The 18,515-nt window shown below is 59.3% G+C and carries 17 protein-coding genes; 13 read left to right on the top strand and 4 right to left on the bottom strand.

Translation table 11 applies throughout. From position 1 onward, the window contains the following. Positions 1-88 precede the first annotated feature (88 nt). Positions 89-811, top strand: coding sequence for a LytTR family transcriptional regulator DNA-binding domain-containing protein (locus GKG34_RS05515; RefSeq protein ID WP_154255750.1), 723 nt, complete (start codon positions 89-91; stop codon positions 809-811). A 53-nt stretch (positions 812-864) separates the two neighbouring features. Here the strand turns inward: GKG34_RS05515 and GKG34_RS05510 are convergent, their stop codons facing one another. Then, on the bottom strand, positions 865-1,851 hold the full coding sequence (locus tag GKG34_RS05510) for a glycosyltransferase (RefSeq protein WP_120080428.1): 987 nt from the start codon (positions 1,849-1,851) through the stop codon (positions 865-867). 188 nt (positions 1,852-2,039) lie between these two features. Then, entirely contained in the window at positions 2,040-2,690 is a 651-nt protein-coding gene (locus GKG34_RS05505; protein ID WP_005943748.1) for an HAD family phosphatase, read from the bottom strand. A gap of 146 nt (positions 2,691-2,836) precedes the next feature. Here GKG34_RS05505 and GKG34_RS05500 point away from each other — a divergent pair, with 146 nt between their 5' ends. From GKG34_RS05500 to GKG34_RS05490, 3 genes are all read left to right on the top strand, one after another. Next, positions 2,837-4,027 carry a patatin-like phospholipase family protein gene (locus GKG34_RS05500; RefSeq protein ID WP_097774552.1) on the top strand — a complete coding sequence of 397 codons (1,191 nt, stop codon included), beginning with the start codon at positions 2,837-2,839 and terminating at the stop codon, positions 4,025-4,027. Further along, a complete protein-coding gene (locus GKG34_RS05495) occupies positions 4,014-5,615 on the top strand; it encodes a putative PEP-binding protein (protein ID WP_154255749.1) in 1,602 nt (533 codons plus the stop codon). Before GKG34_RS05500 ends, GKG34_RS05495 begins: the two co-directional genes overlap by 14 nt. A 253-nt stretch (positions 5,616-5,868) precedes the next feature. Beyond that, complete coding sequence (locus tag GKG34_RS05490) at positions 5,869-8,013, top strand: hypothetical protein (RefSeq protein WP_154255748.1); 2,145 nt, start codon at positions 5,869-5,871, stop codon at positions 8,011-8,013. Between the two features lie 115 nt (positions 8,014-8,128). Here the strand turns inward: GKG34_RS05490 and GKG34_RS05485 are convergent, their stop codons facing one another. Both GKG34_RS05485 and prmA read right to left on the bottom strand, forming a co-directional pair. Then, entirely contained in the window at positions 8,129-8,872 is a 744-nt protein-coding gene (locus GKG34_RS05485; RefSeq protein WP_154255747.1) for an RsmE family RNA methyltransferase, read from the bottom strand. Positions 8,873-8,881: 9 nt separating this feature from the next. After that, positions 8,882-9,796 carry a 50S ribosomal protein L11 methyltransferase gene (gene prmA, locus GKG34_RS05480; protein ID WP_005943732.1) on the bottom strand — a complete coding sequence of 305 codons (915 nt, stop codon included), beginning with the start codon at positions 9,794-9,796 and terminating at the stop codon, positions 8,882-8,884. 318 nt (positions 9,797-10,114) lie between these two features. Here prmA and GKG34_RS05475 point away from each other — a divergent pair, with 318 nt between their 5' ends. The 9 genes from GKG34_RS05475 to GKG34_RS05435 all read left to right on the top strand — a co-directional run bounded on the left by GKG34_RS05475 (position 10,115) and on the right by GKG34_RS05435 (position 18,477). After that, positions 10,115-11,581 carry a PTS transporter subunit EIIC gene (locus GKG34_RS05475; RefSeq protein WP_154255746.1) on the top strand — a complete coding sequence of 489 codons (1,467 nt, stop codon included), beginning with the start codon at positions 10,115-10,117 and terminating at the stop codon, positions 11,579-11,581. A gap of 164 nt (positions 11,582-11,745) precedes the next feature. Continuing rightward, on the top strand, positions 11,746-12,345 hold the full coding sequence (locus GKG34_RS05470; protein WP_154255745.1) for a GNAT family N-acetyltransferase: 600 nt from the start codon (positions 11,746-11,748) through the stop codon (positions 12,343-12,345). A 122-nt stretch (positions 12,346-12,467) separates the two neighbouring features. Beyond that, positions 12,468-13,013 carry a twin-arginine translocation signal domain-containing protein gene (locus tag GKG34_RS05465; RefSeq protein ID WP_154255744.1) on the top strand — a complete coding sequence of 182 codons (546 nt, stop codon included), beginning with the start codon at positions 12,468-12,470 and terminating at the stop codon, positions 13,011-13,013. A gap of 307 nt (positions 13,014-13,320) precedes the next feature. Continuing rightward, the gene (locus GKG34_RS05460) at positions 13,321-14,214 is read left to right on the top strand and encodes a phosphate ABC transporter substrate-binding protein (protein WP_154255743.1); all 894 of its coding nucleotides are present in this window, start codon (positions 13,321-13,323) and stop codon (positions 14,212-14,214) included. 91 nt (positions 14,215-14,305) lie between these two features. After that, positions 14,306-15,217: a phosphate ABC transporter permease subunit PstC gene (gene pstC / locus GKG34_RS05455; protein WP_097774558.1), complete on the top strand. Its 912-nt coding sequence runs from the start codon at positions 14,306-14,308 to the stop codon at positions 15,215-15,217. After that, a complete protein-coding gene (gene pstA, locus GKG34_RS05450) occupies positions 15,210-16,067 on the top strand; it encodes a phosphate ABC transporter permease PstA (RefSeq protein ID WP_097776899.1) in 858 nt (285 codons plus the stop codon). The genes pstC and pstA overlap by 8 nt, the downstream gene beginning before the upstream one ends. A gap of 172 nt (positions 16,068-16,239) precedes the next feature. Continuing rightward, complete coding sequence (gene pstB, locus GKG34_RS05445) at positions 16,240-17,007, top strand: phosphate ABC transporter ATP-binding protein PstB (protein WP_005943706.1); 768 nt, start codon at positions 16,240-16,242, stop codon at positions 17,005-17,007. Between the two features lie 14 nt (positions 17,008-17,021). Then, positions 17,022-17,690, top strand: coding sequence for a phosphate signaling complex protein PhoU (gene phoU / locus GKG34_RS05440; protein WP_154255742.1), 669 nt, complete (start codon positions 17,022-17,024; stop codon positions 17,688-17,690). Positions 17,691-18,087: 397 nt separating this feature from the next. Next, positions 18,088-18,477, top strand: coding sequence for a helix-turn-helix transcriptional regulator (locus GKG34_RS05435; protein WP_097776900.1), 390 nt, complete (start codon positions 18,088-18,090; stop codon positions 18,475-18,477). Positions 18,478-18,515: the final 38 nt, after the last annotated feature.

The following is an 18,515-nucleotide window of genomic DNA, read 5'->3' as shown; positions in this document are numbered from 1 at the left end:
CTTTTTTCGATGCAGCAAAGTTTTATTTATCATACTCCAGCCCTGCGCAAAAATCAAGGCGGGCGGCTGGCGGAGAGGAGAATGTGAGATGGTATTTCACATTGCGGTATGCAGCCCGGACGCGGCCTTGCGCAGTGGGCTGGAACGCCAGTGCATGGAATATTTTGCCCGGCGGCAGGATGCGTGCATCGTGCAGCAGCTGCCGGATGCAGATGCGCTGCTGCGCCGGGACACCGAGGGAGAACGGTTTGACCTGTATCTCATCGAGCTGGGCGCTGTAGCGGCCCCGGCAGGGCTTTCGGCGGCTGCGGAGCTGCGCCGCCGGGGCCGCAGGGCTCCGCTGGCCTTTGCGGCCCGCACACCGGCCCACGCCTACAGCGCTTTCCGGGTGGATGCCATGCAGTATCTGCTTCTGCCGGTGCACCAGCAGGAGCTTTCGGCCCTGCTTGCCCGCGCCACCGAGCCGGAGTACGGCCCGGCAATGACCGTTGTCACCGCCGAAGGCCTGCGGGCGCTGGCCTATGCGCAGATCGAGTATCTGGAGTGCACCCACCATGTGGTGCACTTCCATCTGCTCAGCGGCGAGGATGTGGTGTCCCTTTCGCTGCGGGTGTCCTTTGCCGAGGTAGCAAAGCCGCTGCTGGAAGACGGGCGTTTTTTGCAGCCGCACCGCTCCTATGTGGTCAATCTGGCGGCGGCACAGCTGCTGACGGCGGGCGAGCTGCAGATGTGCAGCGGTGCGCGCATCCCCATCCCGCGCGGACGGGAGGGTGCAGTGCGCGAAGCCTTCCGCAGCTGGATCGACCGGTAAAAGGGTAAACAAAAAAGAGCCGCTTTCACGGCTCTTTTTTTCGTGCCCGGAGATCAGGCATCGGGTTCGGTTTTGTGTTTCTTTTCCTTGTCGGAAGCATCCAGAACACCAAAGCCCCAGTGGTTGGCCATGTCCATGATGATCTTCTGGGGAGAACCGGAGGGATAGGCGTTCTCGGAGAACGCGGTCAGGAATTTATACAGCTGCGGCTGCACCTGATCGTACAGGCCCAGCTTTGTGTACAGCTCCTTGTAATAGCGGAACACCTGCAGTTTGTTCTGCACGATGGAAGCCAGATTGATCTGGGTGTGGCAGATGCTCTGGGGGTTCTGCACATAGTGGTAGCCCGCTTTGGAAATGGATACGAAAACATTGGCGTACAAAATGTATTCCAGGTTGAAAACCAGATCTTCGGCCCAGCGCACCTCGCTGGTGAACTGAAGATGATGGTCTGCCAGAATATCCCGGCGGTAGAGCTTGTTCCACAGCACGCTGTAGAAGAAGGATGCGGGCTTCTCCATCAGGCGCAGGGCAAAGGTATCGCGGTCGTAGATGCCCTCGGGCAGGAAGCCGTATTCACGGATATCATCAGGCTTTTTCTCGGCATCGATGCCAAGGTTCTCCTGCAGGTTTTCCAGTGCCTGCGTGGCCTTGGAAGAGTTGGCGGGAATCACCATCCAGTAAGGTGCAATGACCAGATCGGCGTTGTTCGCTTCGGCGGCAGTCACCAGCCGCTCGGTAAAATCAGGGTCGAGATAATCGTCGCTGTCCACAAACTGCACATACTTGCCCCTTGCAAGGGACATGCCGCAGTTGCGGGTCTCCGACACGCCGGAATTGGATTTGTCCACCAGAACGATGCGGGGGTCCTTTTCACGGAATTGCTCACAGATGGAAAAGCTTTCGTCCCGGGACCCGTCGTTGACCAGAATGACCTCGATATTCTTCCATGTCTGGGCACAAATGCTCTCCAGACAGCGGGCAACACTATTCTGCACGTTGTACACAGGCACGATAATGCTGACGAGTGGGTTGTTCATGACGGAAGGTCTCCTCTTTACGGATATTATACCTTTATATTAAAAATCACAGAGTGTATTCTCACAAATGAGGACACTTCCCCCTTGGGGCAGTCCTATTTATAATATCATACTCTTCTTGCGCACAAAATGCAAGAGCAAAGAAGGATCAGATAAAGAAAAGAACCGCACGCTGCGGCCCTTTTTTATTACACACGTGTCCAGTCCAGCGCATCCCACCGGGGCACGAACTGGCTGCAGATGCGGCGCATCTCCGGCTCGTCGGCGGCAGAGGTGCGGTCTGCGATGCCAATGACGTAATACCCGGCCTTGTGGGCGGTGGCGGCGGCGTATACGGCATCCTCGCACACGGCGCAGGCGGCGGGATCTGCACCGCCCAGACGGCTCATGCACTCAAAGAACACCTCCGGGCGGCTTTTGTGCAGCACGCCCCGCGCTTCCACGATGAAGGAGAAATACTGCGCGATGCCCAGCCGGGTAAGCACGGTGCGGCACTGTTCGGCCCAGGTGTTGGAGCAGATGCACATGCGTGCGCCCTCGGCCTGCAGCTTTGCCAGCATCGTGCGCACGCCGGGTTTCAGCTCCACGGTCTCGTATAATTCGGCGATCACCTCGCGCATCACGGAAAAATAGCTTTCCTCGGTCAGCGGCAGGCCGTACTCCCGGATCAGATACTGTGCGCCCTCCTGCATTCCCATGTTCAGCAGTGTGGCGCGCAGATCCCCCCGCGGGGTGCGGCCATAGCGGCGCAGCAGTGCGTCGGGGGCACCCTCCCACACCACGGTCATGCTGTCGGTCAGGGTGCCGTCCATATCAAAGATCCATTGCTTGCAGTGCATGAGAATGCCTCCTTTTGAGATCCTGACAAGTATACCATGTTTCTTTGCCGGGAGAAAGGCATCAATTTACAAAAAACGGAAGAAATTTCTCTGGAAATATGCTATAATCTGAACAAAACCGGAAACGATCAAAGGAGGCGGATGCAATGGATGAACGCAGTGCTCCGTGCAAAGCTCTGGTGCTGGCGGGCGGCGGAGCCAGGGGCAGCTATCAGGTGGGTGTGTGGCGCGCGCTGATGGAGCTGGACTGGCACCCGCAGATCATTACCGGCACCAGCGTTGGCAGCCTGAACGGTGCCATGTTCGTGCTGGACCAGTACGAGACGGCCCGCGATATGTGGCTGGCCATCCGCAGCAAGGATGTGATGGAGCTGCCGGAGGAGGATGCCGACCTTTCGGCCCTGCACCAGTTCCTGCGCAGCGTGGTGAAAGCCGGCGGCATGGATGTGACCCCGCTGGAAGAGATCGTGGAGCGGGTTCTGGACGAGGATGCCCTGCGCGCGGCTCCCATCCGCTTCGGCCTTGTCACGGTGGAGCAGCGGGGCTTAAAGCCCCGGGAGCTGACGCTGGACGAGATCCCGGCAGGAAAGGTCAAGGACTACCTGATGGCCTCCGCTGCCTGCTTCCCTGCCCTGCGTGCGCGGGAGATCGACGGGGTCAAGTTTCTGGATGGCGGCTACAGCGACAACATGCCCACCGGTCTTGCCAAACGCATGGGCGCGGATGAACTGGTGTGCGTCGATCTGGAAGGCGTGGGCATCACCCGCCCCAACCTCACCGGCCTGCCCACCGTGATGGTGCGCAGCTACTGGGAGCTGGGCGATATCCTGCACTTTGACCCCGACACCGCCCGCCGCAACATCGAGCTGGGCTACTATGATACCCGCCGCGCTATGGGATATCTGCGGGGGTGTGCCTATGCTGTCTCCTGTGATGCCCAGAGCTGCGCGGACGCTGCTGCGTTCCACGCAAAATTTGAGCGGGTGCAAAAGGCCGTGCGGGAGAAATACCCGGTCACCCTGACGGCGGATGCGGCCCTGCTGCTGGCCAAGATGAAGGATGCCGACCTTGCCCCGCTGGAAGCCGCCGCGGAAGATGCCGGTGTGGACCCGGCCCATTACTACACCACCCATACTTTGTGCGATGCATTCCTTGCAAAGTGCGATCAGGCACGGATGCAGAGCTTTGCACCGCTGTTTGAGGGCAGTGCCGATGCGGCGCGGGCCGCACTGGCCGCGCTGCTGCCCAATACCTTTTTGCAGGCGCTGGTCTGGCGCACCCTGACCACGCCGGAAGCCGAGCTTTTGCCGGAGGTGACCGAACATGAAAGTGTATAAAGGTTCCTGCGCTTCTCCCGGCCTTGTGCTGGGGCAGGTGAGCCGTCTGGAGCACCATGTGGAGACCACGACCGTGGGCCCCTTTAAACCGTCCCGGGAGCTGCAGCTGCTCACCGATGCCATCCGCACGGCGCAGGACGAGCTGGAATCCATGGCAGACCGTGCCGCACCCAGCGAACAGGCCATCTTCCAGTTCCAGAGCATGATGCTGGACGACGAGGGCATGATGAACGAGGTGCGCTTCTGCATCAATGCAGGCATCGGCGCGGCAGCGGCCATGAATCAGGTGGGCCAGCGCTACGCCGACCAGCTGGCCAACATGAAGGATAATCCCTACATGCAGCTGCGCAGTGTGGATATTCTCGACGCAAGCCGCCGGGTCATCAACATCATCACCAACCGCCCCCGCATGTGGCTGGCGCTGGATCATCCGGTGATCCTTGCCGCAGAGCGGCTGATGCCCACCGACCTGTTCAGCGTGCCCTCCGGCATGATTTTAGGCATCATCACGGCAGAGGGCAGCGGCCAGAGCCACGCGGCCATCATTGCCCGGGCAATGAATATCCCGGGCATCGTGCAGGTGGGCCGGGATTTTCTGGATGACTGCGACGGCCGCACCGTCATTCTGGACGCCACCGGGGGCCAGTGCACGCTGGACCCGGACGCTGCCGCCCGCCAGCAGGCCGAGACCCGCATCTGCGAGCTGCAGCGGGAGAACGAAGAGATGGGGCAGCTGCATGCTCTGCCCAACAGGACAAAGGACGGCCAGCCCTTTGAGCTGCTGGCCAACTGCTTTGGGCCGGAGGACATCGACACGGCCATGCAGTCCGGTGCACAGGGCGTGGGCCTGCTGCGCACCGGCTACATGATGCTGCCGGGCCGCATCCTCGATGAGCAGGAACAGTATTTCTTCTACTGCTCCTGTCTTGCTGCCGCCAAGGGCTGCCCGGTAACGGTGCGCACCTTCGACTTTGGCTCAGACCGCACCATTTCCGACGCCTATCAGGGCCTGCAGTCTTCCAAGCTTGGCCTGCGGGGCATCCGCAACAGTCTGCGCCAGCCCCACCAGTTCGAGACGCAGCTCTGTGCGCTGCTGCGCGCCGCCGCCCGCGGCCCGCTGCGGGTGATGTTCCCCATGGTGACGAATGTGGAGGACTGGGACGCAGCCATGCGTGTGGTGGAGCGCTGCCGCGAACACCTGCGGGAGCGCGGCGTGGCGTTCAACGAAGATACAAAGTTCGGCGTGATGCTCAGCGTACCCGCTGCCTGCCTGACCGCTGAGGAATTTGTAGAGCACGGGGTCGATTTTCTTGTGGTCGGCACCAACGACCTGACCCAGTACACCCACGCGGCAGACCGGGAGCTTGCCAGCGCCGAGCACTACTACCGCCCGGCCAGCAGCGCCATGAAAAAGCTTATCACTATGGTGCTGGATGCCGCAAAGGTGCGCAATGTGCCGGTGACTATCTGCGGCCTTGCGGTGGGCAACCCGGCCAACACGGTGCAGTATTTGCAGCTGGGCCTGCGCAGCTTCTCGGTGAGCCCGCAGAACCTTTTGAATGTGAAGAAAGCTCTGCTGGAGCTCTGACGCTCCAAACCATTTTTGGCACAGCAGCCCGGAACGATCTGTGGGTCGTTCCGGGCTGTTTTTTCTGCGGCTGCGAAAGCATTCTCTCTTCCATTTTTTTACAGAACGCACGAAAAAATGGGGGGGTCCAAAAGGTTCGTACAGAATGAAGATTGCGCCTTGCTGCAGAAATGCTATACTTTAAATGTTTAAAACGTGCGGGCAGGCGAAAAAAGCCTGCATGCACGAAAAAAACGAGAGAGGAGTTATCTTTATGAAGAAGTTTGGCACACGGCTCATCAGTGCGGTACTTGCAGGCTGCATGATGACCTCTGTCCTTCCCGTGAGCGCATTTGCTCTGGAGGGAAGTACAGAATTTGAAGGCAATGTGAGCGCACAGGAAAATTCCGATGCGCCTGCAGAGCCCTCCGGAGAGGTGGCAGCGGCCTGCCCCCTGACCGGCGGCGAGACCATCAACAAGAAGTTCATTGAAGAGCATGGCGGCAGCAAGGTTTATTCCATAAGCGGTACCTATACAGAGGGGATCGTGATCGACGCTGAGGACGAGGATGTGGTCATCAACGTCACCGGAGAAACGACCTTTGATAAGGGTGGGCACAGTCACAATAACGACTATGCGACCTTTATTACAGTCCGCAACGCCAATAGCGTGATCGTCAACGCTGAGGGGCAGACCATCAAGATGGCAGGCGACTTCATCCGCTGCTTCTATGCCGAAGACAGCTTCAAGGGCACCGCAGTGCTTAACGGCGGCACCTATAACGTGCAGTGTGACGACATCGCCGCATGCTATCTGCTCGGCGGCAACTGGACGTTTAACGATCTCACCATGAACGCCGTCATGCGTGCTATTGAAACAGATAAGGGAGCCAATGTGATCGTCAACGGCGGCACCTACGACTGCAGCGAGAGCTTCAGCGCAACGTTTTGGATCAATGATTCCCCCAGCTCGTCCTTCACGAATGTGAAAGCCACCGGCGTCGGCTGGGTCATGAACGCCATGAACAGTCAGGTCAATGTCGTCGGCGGCTCTTACTCCCGCACCTATAAGGACCTCCCGCGATACAAAGATCGTCCGACGCTGCGCGTCGCCAATAATGCAACGCTGAACGTCACAGATGCCGAAGTCACCGGAACCTACTGCGATGTGTTTGTGACGGGCGCCACCGCCAACCTTGTCGGCGGTACTTATACCAACACCAACCAGTATCTTAATCTTGGCTACGAGTCCCCTGCACTGAAGGTATGGAACGGCGGCACATTGAGCGTCAATGGTGCCACTGTGGATTGCATGGGTGACAATGCTGCCATTTCTTCGGGCGAACCGGCAGGGTCGTTATACCATTATAAATATGGGGACGGCGGCAAGCTGGTCGTTGAGAACTGCACGATCAAAAATAGCAAATACGGCATTTATCTCGGTCGGGGCAGCAGCACCTCCGCAGAGCTGAAGAGCGCCAAGTTTGAGGAGAACGGGAGCGATATTTACCTCGAGTCCGGCAAGGAGATCACCATCAGCGATACCTTTACCACCCAAACCACCATCAAGGTTGCCGACCCGGCAGAAGGCCGTCAGCTCACGGTCGAAGGCAATGCAAACAAGCTGAACCTTGTGGGCCAGAATGACTACCGCGTGGCGTATAAAAAGGTACACCACTATTATTACCTGACCAACCGGGCACCCGGCTACACCCTGACCGCCGAGGGTGCCACGGCAACGATCAAGGACGAGGGCGTTGACGTCGAGGTTGACTCCAATGACGAGATCTACGAAGGCACCCCGGTCACCCTGACCGCAGACAAAGCCCCCGAGGGACTGAAGTTCTTGGGCTGGACCGTGATGGTGGACGGCGTTGTACAGAATGACCTGCTGAAATTCCCCAATGAGGGGGACCAGACCAAGGCGACCTTTGATATGCCCGCAGGCAACGTGACGGTCAGAGCCGTGTACGAAATCGTGGACCCCGTGGACCCGGTAGACCCTGTGGACCCGGTAGACCCTGTGGATCCTGTGGACCCGGTAGACCCTGTGGACCCCGTCCTGCCCGGTGTCATCATCGGCGGCGCTGTAATCCTGGGTGCCTATGAGACCGGCACCGGCATCTACCGTCTGATGAACATGCAGGGCCTCCCCCTGCCGTCTGACCGCATCGAGCTGGCAGAGCTGGTCTGGGAGCGTGCAGGCAAGCCAGAGCCGCAGAACATGACCGATGAGGACCTGTATGCGGACATTGACGCCGCCGACACCGATGCCCAGAAGGCTGCACACTGGATGGTGGAGCAGGAGCTGATGAAGTTCGACGAGGACAACAACAAGTTCCATCCGTGCTTCCCGGTCAGCAAGCTGCGCGTCTGCCTTACCTGGCAGAATGCAAAGGACAAGGGTCTCATTGACTGATCTGCCCTGCGTCTGCACAGCGGACCAATAAAAAAACAAGGGGCCGCTCCTTTCCGGGAGCGGCCCCTTGTTGCTGTCCGGAAGGCCCGCAGGCGCTGCCGGGCAGCACAAAGCATTATTCCAGATTCCCCGTCAGGGTCATGACGGACGCAAGCACGGCCAGCGGGGCGGTCTCGCACCGCAGGATGCGGGGGCCAAGGCCCACCGTTCTGGCACCGGCCTTTGCGGCCATTTCGGCTTCCTCGGCGGCAAAGCCGCCCTCGGCTCCGGTCACGATGGCGATTTTCAGCTTTTCACCATCGGCGGGCTTTGCTGCGGCCAGCGGGTCGCGCAGGGGCGCGCCGCCGCACTCGTAGCAGAACAGCACAAGGTCGTACTGTGCAAAGGTGCGGCACACGGCACCAAAGTTCGGCAGCGGCAGGGCCACATCCGGCAGAACGCCCCGGCCGCACTGCTTGGCGGCTTCCGCCGCAATGCGGTTGTAGCGCTCGTTCTTCTGCTCCTCTTTTTTGGGGGCCGCCACGCAATACCGGCTGAAGAAGGGCACGATGTGGGCTGCGCCCAGCTCCACGCCGTGCTTGATGATCTGCTCCAGCTTGTCCTGCTTGGGGTAGCCGGCCAGCAGAGTGACCTCCACGCTGGGTTCGGCGGCGCTGGGATAGCCCGGCTCCACCCGGAACTCCACGCACTCATCGCCAAAGCCGGTGATGGTGGCAGTGTATTCCACGGCATTGCCATCGCATAGAATGACAGTATCGCCCAGCCTTGCACGCATCACGCGGGCAAGATGGTGGGCATCGGCCCCGCGCAGGGTGGCGGTGCCGTCAGAGATCTCGGTGGTAAAATAACGGTGCGGCATAAAATCTCCTTACGCTTTCTTGCAGACGATGCACTCCCAGCCGCGCTTCTCCTTCACTTCCACCACGGCAAGGCCGGCTTTTTCCAGCCCGGCGATCACTTCGTCCTTACGGCTGTCGATGATGCCGCTGGCAATAAAGGTGGCACCCTCCGCCATCAGGCCCGGCACGGCAGGAGCCAGAGACAGGATGGCATTGGCCACGATGTTGGCGGTGATGATGTCGTATTTGCCGCTGGCCTTATCGGAAAGGTCGCCCACCAGCACGGTCAGCTTGTCCTGCACGCCGTTCAACGCGGCGTTCTCGCCTGCGGTGCGCACGGCCACAGGGTCGATGTCCACGCCCTCGGCCACAGCAGCGCCCAGCTTCAGCGCCGCAATGGCAAGGATGCCGCTGCCGGTGCCGATGTCCAGCACCCGCTCGCCGCCGGTCACCCGCTCGTCCAGCGCTTCCATGCACAGGCTGGTGGTCTCGTGGCCGCCGGTGCCGAAGGCAAGGCCCGGGTCAAGGATCAGCTTCACCCGGTCAGTGTCGTACTGCTGCCACGAGGGCACCACCGCCAGACGTTTGCCGATCTCCAGGGGGTGATAATACTTGCGCCAGCCGTTCTGCCAGTCCTCCTGCTCCACGCCCTCGGTCTCCACGGTGTAGGCGATGTTTGCAGCTTCCATGCGGGCGGCAATGAGGGCCAGCGTCTCCACGGGGGAAGCGCCCGGCTCCAGATACATATGGATGATAACGGTATCGCGGGGCTTGTCCAGCAGCTCCTGCTCGATCAGATCCACATGGGCGATCTCGGCCACCTGCTGCTCGATGTCGCTGTAGTCTTCGATATAGATGCCGCCCTCGGCGATCATGGTGGCAACGGCTTCGGCGTTGTCGGCGTCGGCCTTGGCCACGGTCAGGCGGATATCAGTCCATTCCATAAAATAAACCTCCTTCGGGTTCCCGCTTTTCTTATAATAGTATAGTACCCGATTCGGCTGTGGGATGCAAGCCTTTGGGCAAAATGTACGTAAAAAGAAAAGAATTTTCAACATAAAGACGACCCTTGTGCGGAAAACCCAAAAATTATCGACTGAAAAACTGCCAAATGAGGACTTTTGATGCATTTTGATAGAAAAAAGGCGAAAGGGACTTTCTTTTTTTGCGGAAATATGTTACTATTCTATTACGGAATTATGGACGGCCTGCAACCAGAGGCGTCTGTAAACACAAACATTTCTTAAGGAGGAATGTGCTTTATGATGAAGTATCTCCAGAAACTGGGCAAAGCTTTGATGCTTCCCGTCGCGGTCCTGCCGATCTGCGGCATCCTGATGGGTCTTGGTTATGCCCTTGCTCCGGGCGTTATGGGCGTTCCCGGTGCTGCAACCTCCGGTGCAGCTTACACCGTTGGCTTCCTGCTGGTCAAGGCAGGCGGCGCTTTGATCGATAACATGGCATGGCTGTTTGCCATTGGTGCCGCTGTCGGCCTTGCAGACAACGACGGCACCGCAGGTCTGGCCGGTCTGGTCAGCTTCCTGATGATGCAGCAGCTGCTGAACCCCGGTGTGGTCGGCATGGTCCGTCACCTGGAAGAAGGCACTGCTACCTACATCGCCTTCCAGAAGGTCGCCGGCAACTCCTTCATCGGCATTCTGGCCGCTGTTGTGGGCGCTGCCTGCTACAACAAGTTCAAGGATATCCAGCTGCCTGACTGGCTGGCATTCTTCTCCGGCAAGCGCTTCGTTGCAATCGCTACCGGTCTGATCTCCATTCTGGTGTCCGTTGTTCTGCTGTTCGTCTGGCCCGTCATCTTCGACGCTCTGGTCGCAATCGGCAACGGCATCGCTGGCATGGGCGGCATCGGCGCCGGCATCTACGCCTTCCTGAACCGTCTGCTCATCCCCACCGGTCTGCACCACGCTCTGAACAACGTGTTCTGGTTCGACACCATCGGTCTGGGCGACCTGAGCCACTTCTGGGCTGGCGAGACCTCTGCTGATGTGGGCTGGAGCCTTGGTATGTACATGTCCGGCTTCTTCCCCTGCATGATGTTCGGTGTCCTGGGCGCTGCTCTGGCTATGGTCAAGACCGCTAAGAACAAGAAGGCTGCCATCGGCCTGGTTCTGTCCGCTGCAATCTGCGCCTTCGTCTGCGGCGTTACCGAGCCCTTCGAGTTCGGCTTCATGTTCCTGTGCTTCCCCCTGTACGTTGTGTACGCTGCTCTGTACGGCATCTTTACCGTCATCACCTACTACTCCGGTTTCCGTGCCGGCTTCTGCTTCTCTGCAGGTGCTACCGACCTGGTGTTCTCTGCTTCCCTGCCCGCAGCTGCTAAGACCTGGATGATCATTCCTCTGGGCATCGCAGCCTTCGTGGTGTTCTACGCAGTGTTCTACTTTGCCATCACCGAGTTCGACCTGAAGACCCCCGGCCGTGAGGACGAGGACGAAGAGGCCGAGAAGAAGGTCGTTCTGGCAAACAACAACTATACCGAAGTCGCTTCCGCTGTTCTGGCTGCTGTCGGCGGCAAGGAGAACGTGAAGGAAGTTGGTTACTGCGCAACCCGTCTGCGCTTTGAGGTCAAGGATAACGCCAAGGTGGACGAGAAGGCTGTCAAGGCCGCTGGTGCTGCCGGTGTCATCCGCCCCAGCAAGAACGCTTGCCAGGTGATCATCGGCACTAAGGTTCAGTTCGTGTACGACGAGCTGAAGAAGATGCTGTAACGCACACAGCATTCTGAACGGAGTTTGTGCGGGAGACTGGTTGCTCCTGCATTCCCATAAAAGCCGCCGGGAGAAGGGCAGAGCCTGCCGCTCCCGGCGGCTTTTTGCGTTCCCGCGCGGAGTGTGCTATACTGGTTCAAAAGGCAGATACGGGAGGAAAAACCATGAGCAAAGTGTACAGCTGGCGGAAACTGAACGAAAAAGAACTGACGCGGGTCTATCTGGACGAAATGCGGCGGGACTTTCCGCCCACGGAGCTAAAGCCCCTGAGCATGATCCTGAACAGCGAAGCGGACGGCACCGCCCACACATGGGGCGTGTTCGACGGCGAAACACTGGCGGCGTACCTGCTCATGGTGCGCCCGGCAGGCAGCAGGGTGAGCCAGCTGGATTACTTTGCCGTGCTGCCGGAATACCGTTCTGCAGGGCTGGGCGCGCAGCTGCTGGCCGACCTGCCGCAGCACGAACGCGGTGCGCAGGCCATCCTCATTGAGGCCGAATGCCCGGATAAGGCGGAGGACGAAACTATGGCTGTGCGGCGGCTGGGCTTTTATGCCCGGTGCGGCGCGCGGGACACCGGCTTCACCGAGCACCTGTTTGATGCATGGTTCCGCATTCTGGTGCTGGACTGCCCGGGTGCCGGTACCTTTGCGGACCGGCAGGCCGTGGATGCACTGGTGGACTGCTACCGCCGCACCATCAGCGAGACCGAGTGGCAGAAGTACGTGCAGTTCTACTGCCCGGACGGAACAAAATACTGCTGAGCAGAAGGCGCTCTGTGCAAATTATGTGTACAGAGCGCCTTTTTGTCATATTTTTGTTGACAGACTCCCAAAAAGTGGTACGCTAAAAGCACAGAAAAACGCTTTTAGAGGAGGGCAATATTATGGCAGAAAAAATGACCCGGCGTACCTTTATGAAGAGCGCAGCAGCTGCGGCTGCAGCAATCTCTTTGTCCGGCGTGCTGACCGGCTGCGGCGGCAGCGGTCAGCTGGCAGACGACGAGGTCCAGATCGGACCCTTCACCGTGAAGGTCTTTGGTCTGGATGTGGATCTGGGCACGGAATCCGGCACGGACAAGGGTGCCATCACCGGCAAGGTGAGACTGCGCTATGACGCCGGCGGCGGCAGCTGGCAGGGCGGACAGTACGGCGACATGTTCCAAGCTTTCGTGGGCGAAGCAAAGCTGAAGCAGGTATCCCCCGCCGGGACTCTCTTTGTCTCCGACACGCTGTTGGGCAAGCCCTTTGCCACAGAGGAAAAAGATCTGAGGCTGAACTTCCCCGATGCAGAAATCAAGGAAGCTTACCGGAATGGTCAGCCTGCGGTGCTGAAGATCGTCATCAACGGCATCAGCGAGACGCTGTTCCTTGTCAAGAAGAATGGCGGCTATGCAGCCACCAAGACTCTGCCTTCCCTTACCACGGTTTGACCCGCAGACCCTTTTGCCCCGAGCATTCTTTGAAAGAGTGCCCGGGGCTTTTTGTCGTTTTGCCCAGCCGGAAAATGGCATTTTCGGCATATTTATCCTGTTTGTAAAATTTGAGTACAGGCTTTTCATGCCGGCTTTACGCAGGCTTGACACAGCCGCCGGAGCCTGTGCAAAAGCTTTACCTCCATTTTGCGCGTACATGGTCGCAGCGCGCATGGCGGTGCGGTACAATAAGGCCGTTCCCAAGGAAAACACAAGAAAACATCGGCCGGAACGGCGTTCCGGCATTTATTGGAGGAAAAGGGTTATGAAAAAGATCACTCGTCGTTCGTTTATCACTGTCTGCGGCGCTGCTGCTGCGGCTATGGCTCTGACCGCCTGCGGCGGCGCAGCCTCTTCCACTGTGGCATCCTCTGCTGCGGAGTCCACCTCTTCTTCTGCCGCTGCTGAGACCGCTGCAGGCACCCTGTCCGGCAATGTGGCTACCGGCGGTTCTACCTCTATGAAGAACGTCATTGCAGCCCTGACCGAGGGCTTTGCCGAGGTGGAGCCGGGTGTCACCGTCAGCTACGACCCCACCGGTTCCGGCGCAGGCATCACCGGTGCTACCGATAAGACGCTGGACATCGGCCTGTCCTCCCGCGCCCTGAAGGACGACGAGAAGAACGACGTGGACGGCACCACCGTGGCTCTGGACGGCATCGCCATCGTTGTCAACAAGGCCAGCAAGGTGGCAGACCTGACCGTGGACCAGCTGAAGCAGATGTTCACCGGCGAGATCACCAACTGGAAGGATGTGGGCGGCGACGACGGCGAGATCGTTCTGGTGGGCCGCGAGGCCGGTTCTGGTACCCGAGATGGCTTTGAGAGCATCGTGGACGTGAAGGACAGCTGCAAGTACGCACAGGAGCTGACCGCTACCGGCGCTGTCATCAGCGCTGTGGAGGCCAATCCTCTGGCCGTCGGCTACGCTTCCCTGTCCGCTGTGGGCGACACCGTCGCCATGGTCACTGTGGAGAGTGTGGAGTGCAGCGAGGACACCGTCAAGGACGGCAGCTACAAGATTCAGCGTCCCTTCGTGTTCGTCACCAACAAGAGCGTGACCCTGTCGGAGCAGGCACAGGCCTTTGTGGACTTTGCCACCAGCAAGGACGCAGCCGACCTCATCCGCACCGCAGGCGCTGTGCCGGTGAACGAGTAACGGTTAGAGGGCGAGGCCGTTCACAAAATACCCCGCCGCGTCGGGCTGCCGTTTCTGCGGGCCGACGCGGCTTTTATAAAGGATTTCAGCTATGAACAAAAAATCCTATCTGAGCCGGGTGCGGTTGCCCCGCACCCCCGCCGAATGGCTGGAAGCGGTGATGAACTTCATCTTCTTCCTGTGCGGTATGCTGGCTGTGGGCTGCGTGGTGCTCATCTCGGTGTACATGGTGATCTCCGGCGTGCCGGCCATCCACAAGATCGGCCTGTTCCAATTCCTGTTCGGCACAAAGTGGGCCTCCACGGCGGCCCAGCCGCTGTTCGGCATCCTGCCCTTTATCCTGTCCAGCATCTACGGCACGCTGGGCGCTGCCATCATCGGTGTGCCCATCGGCCTGCTGACGGCGGTGTTCCTCTCCAAGGCCGCCGACCCCAAGCTGCGCACCGTAGTGGTCACCGCCATCGAGCTGCTGTCCGGCATCCCCAGCGTGGTGTTCGGCCTGCTGGGCATGCAGGTGCTGGTGCCCGCCGTGGCAAAGACCTTCGGCAAGGCTTCCGGTGCCTGCCTGCTGAGCGCTATCGTGGTGCTTTCCATCATGATTTTGCCCAGCATCGTGTCTGTGTCGGTCACGGCACTGAACGCCGTGCCGCCGGAGTATGAGCAGGGCAGTCTGGCACTGGGTGCCACCGACACCGAAACATGGTTCAAGATCAGCATTCCGGCAGCCAAAAGCGGCATTGCCGCAGGCATTGTGCTGGGCATCGGCCGTGCCATCGGCGAGGCCATGGCGGTGATGATGGTGGCAGGCAACAGCCCCAACATGCCGGACAGTCCCTTCCGCAGCGTCACCTTCCTGACCACCGCCATCGCCAAGGAGATGAGCTATGCCGGCGGTCTGCAGCGGCAGGCACTGTTCAGCATCGCGCTGGTGCTGTTCGTCTTTATCATGATCATCAATGTTGTGCTGAACGTTGTGCTGAAGGGAGGAAGCCGCGATGAATAAGGGCCTTTCGCCTTCCCGTCAGATGTGGAACCGGGTCATGACCGCACTGGTCTGGGCCAGCGCCGTTTTGGTGATGGTTCTGGTGGCCGGTATCATCGGCATGGTGCTGGTGCGGGGCATCCCCCACATCAGCTGGAAGTTCCTTTCTACCACTGCCAGTGTGCTGAAAAAGACCGACGGCATCCTGCCTGCCATCCTCAACACACTGTATGTCATTGTGCTGACATTACTGATCGTACTGCCTCTGGGCGTGGGCGCGGCGGTCTACCTGACCGAGTATGCCTCCAACCGGCGGCTCATCGAGGTCATCGAGTTCACCAACGAAACGCTGGCGGGCATCCCCAGCATCATCTACGGTCTGGTGGGTATGCTGGTGTTCAGTCAGGCGCTGGGCTTCCAGACCTGTCTGCTGTCCGGTTCACTCACGCTGGTGGTCATGAACCTGCCCACCATCATCCGAACCACGCAGGAATCCCTCAAGACGGTGCCGCAGGGCTACCGTGAGGGTGCCATGGGCTTGGGTGCAGGCAAGTGGCACATCATCCGCACCATCGTGCTGCCCTGCAGCATCGACGGCATCGTGACCGGCTGCATTCTGGCTGTGGGCCGCATCGTGGGCGAAAGTGCCGCCCTGCTTTTCACCGCCGGTGCCGCAGAGGTCATTGCCAAGAGCGTGGCCAAAGCCTACACTTCCAACGGTGCCACCCTGTCGGTGCTGCTGTACCTGCGTGCCTTTGAGGACGGCGATTTTGATTCCGCATGGGGCATCGGCGCGGTGCTGCTGGTGCTGGTGCTGGCCATCAACCTTGCGGCGCGGCTGGCAAAGACTAAGTTGAAACAGAAACAGTAAAATTTGATTTTACTGCTCAAAATGGCCTCCGCATTCGCTCTGGCCATGAATAGCGGAAAAATTATTTTTAATTTCGTAGATTTGAAAAATCTGCGGATTTTTCAAATCTACCTTTTCACGGGAAGGGCCGAAACAGTAAACTTCCTGTTGAAATTCAACAATGAGGTATTCTATGGAAAACACGAATGTGCCGGTGATATCGGCAAAAGACCTGAACCTCTGGTACGGCGACTTCAAGGCGCTGAAAGGCATTTCGCTGGACGTGGGCGAGCGGGAGATCACCGCGCTCATCGGCCCTTCCGGCTGCGGCAAGTCCACCTTTTTAAAGACCCTCAACCGCATGAACGACCTTGTGCCGAATGTGCGCATCGAGGGCGATGTGCGGCTGAAGGGCGAGGACATCTTTGCCCGGGAAATGCAGCTTACCGACCTGCGCCGCCGGGTGGGCATGGTGTTCCAGAAGGCCAATCCCTTCCCCATGAGCATTTACGACAACATCACCTACGGCCCCAAGCTGCACGGCGTGCGCAATAAGGCTGAGCTGGACGAGCTGGTGGAAAGCTCGCTGCGGGGCGCGGCCCTGTGGGACGAGGTGAAGGACCGCCTGAAAAAGAGCGCGCTGGGCCTTTCCGGCGGACAGCAGCAGCGTCTGTGCATCGCACGCGCACTGGCGGTGAAGCCCGAAGTGCTGCTGATGGACGAGCCCACCAGCGCATTGGACCCCGGCTCCACCATGAAGGTGGAGGAGCTGATGAGTGAGCTGAAGAAGAACTACACGGTGGTCATCGTTACCCACAACATGCAGCAGGCGGCCCGTATCAGTGACCGCACCGCCTTCTTCCTGCTGGGCGAGCTGGTGGAAGTGGGCCCCACGGCCCAGATCTTCAGCGCACCGCAGGATAAACGCACCGAGGACTACATTTCCGGTCGGTTCGGTTAAAGGAGGAAACAGCTATGAGTATCCGTAAACAGTACGACACCGATCTGGAATCGCTGAAAAATTCGCTGACCGAAATGGGCCGCAACTCTGCCGATGCCGTGGAGAACGCTCTGGAAGCGCTCTGCGTTGCTGATGCCGATGCGGCTGCGGCCATCGTGAAGGAGGATGCCCGCATCAACAATATGGAGCGGGATATCGAGCACCGCTGCATGACGTTGCTGCTGCGTCAGCAGCCGGTGGCAGGCGATCTGCGCCGCATCTCCACTGCCATGAAGGTGGTCACGGATATTGAGCGCATCGGCGACCATGCCGCCGACATCGCCGAGATCATCCCCCACCTTGTCACCGTCCGCAAAGAGGGCGACGCGGCGGTAAGTCAGGCCATTGCCATGGGCAAAAAGGCCCACCAGATGATCCTGGATGCCCTCGATGCCCTGACGGCAGAGGACGAAAATGCCGCCCGCAGGGTGATCGCCGCAGACGACGCGGTGGATTACGACTTCAATGCCATCAAGCATCAGCTGGCGCAGGAGATCGCCGAAGCCCCCGGCAAGGTGGATGCAGCGCTGGACCTGCTGATGGTCATTAAGTATCTGGAGCGCATCGGCGACCACGCCGTGAATGTGGCCGAGTGGGTGCAGTTCGTGCGCACCGGCCGCTATAAGGACGAGAGCATGTTCTGAGCATTTCCCTTCCTCATTTTTGAGGGTTCGTGTTTTCTTTATTTCTCCTGAAAAAGGCCGTTTCTGCCCGGTGCGGAAGCGGTCTTTTTCTGCAGGACGAAAACCCTCTCAGGCTCACTGCGTTCGCCAGCTCCCCCGAAGGGGGAGCTTTTAAGCATCTACCGGTTCGTGCCGATAAAGCTCCCCCTTCGGGGGAGCTGGCACGCCGTCAGGCGTGACTGAGAGGGGTCTGACTCCTACAACGAAAATTGACTAAAAATTTTTTAGCTTTCTGCAATATTCCGGTGCGTCGGTTCGTATCTGAGGTGTAGGGCGGCAGGAGCCGCCATTCCCTGTGCGGCGGGCGTCCGACATCCCCCAGTCCCCGCCCGCCGCACCCTTTACGGAGGAAACGCAGATGACACAGACGAATCCTATCCTGCCGGAAGTCAGGGCCGGAACGGTCAGCCGCGAAGCACTGGTGCAGGCGGCACTCAAAGAGATCACCCAGAATTACCGCGAAGCAAGCCTTTCCAACGTGGCACGGGAGTACGGCGTTTCGCTGGCATATGTCAGCGAGTGCGTGCGTGCCCAGACCGGACGCACCTATAAGGAATTGCTGCAAAAGCACCGTATGGAGACCGCTGCCCGCATGCTGCGCCGCAGCGACATGAACATCCAGCAGATCATTTCTCTGGTGGGCTACGAGAACACCAGCTATTTCTACCGCCTGTTCCACGAGCGGTATGGTCTCAGCCCGCGGGAATACCGGCTGGTGCGCACCGGCCATGGCCGCGCCAGCGCATAAGGTACTTACTCTAAAAGCAGGGACTGCTGCACATCGTT

The organism is Faecalibacterium sp. BIOML-A4, assembly GCF_009679665.1.
Classification (GTDB): Bacteria; Bacillota; Clostridia; order Oscillospirales; family Ruminococcaceae; genus Faecalibacterium; species Faecalibacterium taiwanense.
This window is presented reverse-complemented; position numbering and strand designations above follow the sequence as displayed.

What these genes read in the sequence shown, in the direction of transcription:
- GKG34_RS05515 (WP_154255750.1), top strand. Translation starts at nt 89, where the DNA reads ATGGTATTTCACATTGCGGTATGCAGCCCGGACGCGGCCTTGCGCAGT.
- GKG34_RS05510 (WP_120080428.1), bottom strand. Translation starts at nt 1,851, where the DNA reads ATGAACAACCCACTCGTCAGCATTATCGTGCCTGTGTACAACGTGCAG.
- GKG34_RS05505 (WP_005943748.1), bottom strand. Translation starts at nt 2,690, where the DNA reads ATGCACTGCAAGCAATGGATCTTTGATATGGACGGCACCCTGACCGAC.
- GKG34_RS05500 (WP_097774552.1), top strand. Translation starts at nt 2,837, where the DNA reads ATGGATGAACGCAGTGCTCCGTGCAAAGCTCTGGTGCTGGCGGGCGGC.
- GKG34_RS05495 (WP_154255749.1), top strand. Translation starts at nt 4,014, where the DNA reads ATGAAAGTGTATAAAGGTTCCTGCGCTTCTCCCGGCCTTGTGCTGGGG.
- GKG34_RS05490 (WP_154255748.1), top strand. Translation starts at nt 5,869, where the DNA reads ATGAAGAAGTTTGGCACACGGCTCATCAGTGCGGTACTTGCAGGCTGC.
- GKG34_RS05485 (WP_154255747.1), bottom strand. Translation starts at nt 8,872, where the DNA reads ATGCCGCACCGTTATTTTACCACCGAGATCTCTGACGGCACCGCCACC.
- prmA (WP_005943732.1), bottom strand. Translation starts at nt 9,796, where the DNA reads ATGGAATGGACTGATATCCGCCTGACCGTGGCCAAGGCCGACGCCGAC.
- GKG34_RS05475 (WP_154255746.1), top strand. Translation starts at nt 10,115, where the DNA reads ATGATGAAGTATCTCCAGAAACTGGGCAAAGCTTTGATGCTTCCCGTC.
- GKG34_RS05470 (WP_154255745.1), top strand. Translation starts at nt 11,746, where the DNA reads ATGAGCAAAGTGTACAGCTGGCGGAAACTGAACGAAAAAGAACTGACG.
- GKG34_RS05465 (WP_154255744.1), top strand. Translation starts at nt 12,468, where the DNA reads ATGGCAGAAAAAATGACCCGGCGTACCTTTATGAAGAGCGCAGCAGCT.
- GKG34_RS05460 (WP_154255743.1), top strand. Translation starts at nt 13,321, where the DNA reads ATGAAAAAGATCACTCGTCGTTCGTTTATCACTGTCTGCGGCGCTGCT.
- pstC (WP_097774558.1), top strand. Translation starts at nt 14,306, where the DNA reads ATGAACAAAAAATCCTATCTGAGCCGGGTGCGGTTGCCCCGCACCCCC.
- pstA (WP_097776899.1), top strand. Translation starts at nt 15,210, where the DNA reads ATGAATAAGGGCCTTTCGCCTTCCCGTCAGATGTGGAACCGGGTCATG.
- pstB (WP_005943706.1), top strand. Translation starts at nt 16,240, where the DNA reads ATGGAAAACACGAATGTGCCGGTGATATCGGCAAAAGACCTGAACCTC.
- phoU (WP_154255742.1), top strand. Translation starts at nt 17,022, where the DNA reads ATGAGTATCCGTAAACAGTACGACACCGATCTGGAATCGCTGAAAAAT.
- GKG34_RS05435 (WP_097776900.1), top strand. Translation starts at nt 18,088, where the DNA reads ATGACACAGACGAATCCTATCCTGCCGGAAGTCAGGGCCGGAACGGTC.